The organism is Acinetobacter sp. 228 (genome assembly GCF_048147885.1).
The window spans coordinates 1-2,727 of the sequence record NZ_JAYWYV010000048.1 but is presented as its reverse complement, the minus strand read 5'-3'; the positions used below and the strand labels follow the sequence as shown (position 1 = coordinate 2,727).

Sequence of the window (2,727 nt, the reverse complement as noted above, 5' to 3'; positions counted from 1 at the left end):
GCTTTTCATTTTGGAGGCCGTCTCTGGGACCGACCTCTACGATTTTGACAAACTCACTCATGCAACTTCCTCCTGTGCAGGCTGAAATTCCACAAGCTCATCGCCAGCTTTGACCTGATCACCGACTTGGAAATAGGAGTCTACAATCACGCCATCTTTAGGGGCGCGGATGGTATATTCCATTTTCATTGCTTCAAGCGTCATTAAAATATCGTCTTTCTTCACGCTATGATTTGCACTGACTAGCACTTGAGTGACCACACCCGGCATTGGGGCTTTTAAGTGACCTTCATCGGCTTGGCTATCTGCCTGATTAAAATCTTGGCAAATATAAGCAAACTTATAGCTTTGTCCATTTTGGAACAAGGTAATGCCTTGCTGACTTTGGTTAAAAGATAGCTTTTGCTGAGTCCCACCAATTTGAACAGAGGCAGTATGAGCATCAATCAATTGACCTGAAATTGGGTAGCTTTGGCCGTTATATTCTGCGGTGAAGCCATCTTCATTTGAGGCAAATTTGATTTGAATATTTTGGTTTAAATAATTCAGTTTAATGCTGTGCTGATAAGCAATATTTAAACGCCAAAGTGGCTGAGCTTGCCAAAGCTGTTTTTGGCTTGAGCTGTTGTTATTCAGTTTGCTTAAAAACTCAATAAATGCCGCTGCTACCACCAGTTCCGGTTTAATTTCTTCAGGACTAAACAAGAAGTTTTGTTCACGTTGAATCAGGTTGGTATCAAGCTTGGCTTGTTTAAAAGACTCACTGCGTACAATTTTTTCAAGAAAGGCAATGTTGTTACCTAAGCCATCCACATGGAATTGGCTTAAAGCATTTTGCATTTGAATAAGCGCAGCTTCACGGTTTTTACCCCATACGATGAGTTTGGCAATCATTGGGTCGTAATAGGTCGTGATTTCATCGCCTTCAACAATACCGCTATCTACACGCACATATTGGTTTTGCGTTGGGTAGTGCAGATAGTCAATTTTACCAATTGCGGGTAAAAAGCCTTTTTCTGGTTCTTCTGCGTAGATCCGTGCTTCAAGCGCATGTCCATGAATCTGCAATTCGTTTTGTAGTTTAGGCAAAGGTTCGCCATAAGCCACACGAAGTTGCCACTCGACCAAGTCTTCACCTGTAATCATTTCAGTAACAGGGTGCTCGACTTGTAGACGGGTATTCATTTCCATGAAATACGCCGTACCGTCTTGTTCCACAATAAACTCGACCGTACCTGCACCAACATAATTTACCGCTCGTGCAGCATCAATTGCAGCTTGGCGCATTGCATCGAGCTTTTCGCTTGGCATTTGTGGAGCAGGGGCTTCTTCTAGCACTTTTTGGTGGCGGCGTTGTACTGAACAGTCGCGTTCAAACAAATGTACGTAGTTGCCATGTGTATCGCCAAACACTTGCACTTCAATATGGCGCGGTTGAATCACATAACGCTCAATCAAGACATCATCATTACCAAAGCTCGATTTGGCTTCACGTTTACAAGAGGCTAAGGCATGCAGAAAATCTTCACTGCGTTCAACCAGACTCATGCCTTTACCACCGCCGCCCGCACTGGCTTTAATTAAAACAGGATAGCCAATTCGGTCTGCCTGTTGCTTTAAAAAGTCAGCATCTTGGTTGGTTCCGTGATAGCCCGGTGTTAAAGGGACACCTGCTTTTTCCATTAAAGCTTTCGAGGTCGCTTTTAAGCCCATCGCTAAAATGGCATCCACTGGTGGCCCAATAAAGCAAATGTTGTGTTGTTGGCAAGCGAGTGCAAACTGGTCATTTTCAGAAAGGAAGCCGTAACCCGGATGAACCGCTTGGCTGCCTGTATCAATGGCAGCTTGAATAATACGATCAACCTGTAAATAACTTTGTGTTGCAGGGGACTGACCAATATAAACCGCTTCATCTGCAAGTTTGACGTGTTGGGCCTTTGCATCTGCATCTGAGTAAACGGCAACCGTTCTAATACCTAATTTTTTAGCTGTACGAATTACGCGGCAGGCAATCTCGCCACGGTTCGCAATTAAAATCTTTTCAAACATGATGATCGTCCTTAAGTGTTGTTATTCGAGTTAGAAACCCAAGCAGGCTGTTGTTTATTTAAAAAGGCACTTAGACCTTCTTTTGCCTCACTGCCTTGACGAACTTGAGCAATATGATGTGCTGTCTGTTGCAGCAAGTCATTGCTCATGGTCTGGTTGCTCACCATTTGAATGAGTTGTTTTGAAGCCGCTTGAGCGTGTGGGCCACCGAGTAATAGAGCATCAATAATTTCTTGAACTTTTTTATCTAAGTCTTCAGCATCTGCTACTTCGTGTGCTAAACCAATTTGTTTGGCTTCACGTGCTGAAATCCGCTCGGCAGTTAAAAAGTAACGAGAGGCTTGTCTTGCACCAATCGCACGAATCACATAGGGACTAATGGTAGATGGAGCAAGTCCTAAACGAACCTCAGAAGTTGCAAACTTGGCATCAGTACTGGCAATACAAATATCACATGCCGACGCTAAGCCCATACCGCCGCCAAAGGCAATGCCATGCACGCGGGCAATAGTCGGTTGTTTAAGTGTTGCAAGTGCATCAAGCATTTGCGCAAGTTTTAATGCATCTGCTTCATTTTCTGCTGAAGATGCCTGACCTGCCTGTTTCATCCAGTTGAGGTCGGCACCTGCCGAAAAGCTTTTACCGCGACCAGCTAAAACCACAACACGAATGTCATCA

General features: G+C 44.2%; 3 protein-coding genes. All 3 read right to left on the bottom strand.

All coding sequences use genetic code 11. The features are described from left to right. Nucleotides 1–61, bottom strand: a 61-nt coding sequence (locus VXQ92_RS15555; RefSeq protein ID WP_416682400.1) for a hypothetical protein, incomplete at its 3' end; no start/stop codon positions are given. Beyond that, nucleotides 58–2,049 (bottom strand): acetyl/propionyl/methylcrotonyl-CoA carboxylase subunit alpha, encoded by a 1,992-nt coding sequence (locus VXQ92_RS15550; protein WP_416682398.1) that lies wholly within the window; start codon nucleotides 2,047–2,049, stop codon nucleotides 58–60. The genes VXQ92_RS15555 and VXQ92_RS15550, both read right to left, overlap by 4 nt. A gap of 11 nt (nucleotides 2,050–2,060) precedes the next feature. Further along, the coding region (locus tag VXQ92_RS15545) for an enoyl-CoA hydratase-related protein (RefSeq protein WP_416682396.1) at nucleotides 2,061–2,727 on the bottom strand (667 nt) is incomplete at its 5' end.

Bases quoted from the DNA above. Each gene is read 5' to 3' on its own strand.
- VXQ92_RS15550 (WP_416682398.1), bottom strand. From the start codon at position 2,049: ATGTTTGAAAAGATTTTAATTGCGAACCGTGGCGAGATTGCCTGCCGC.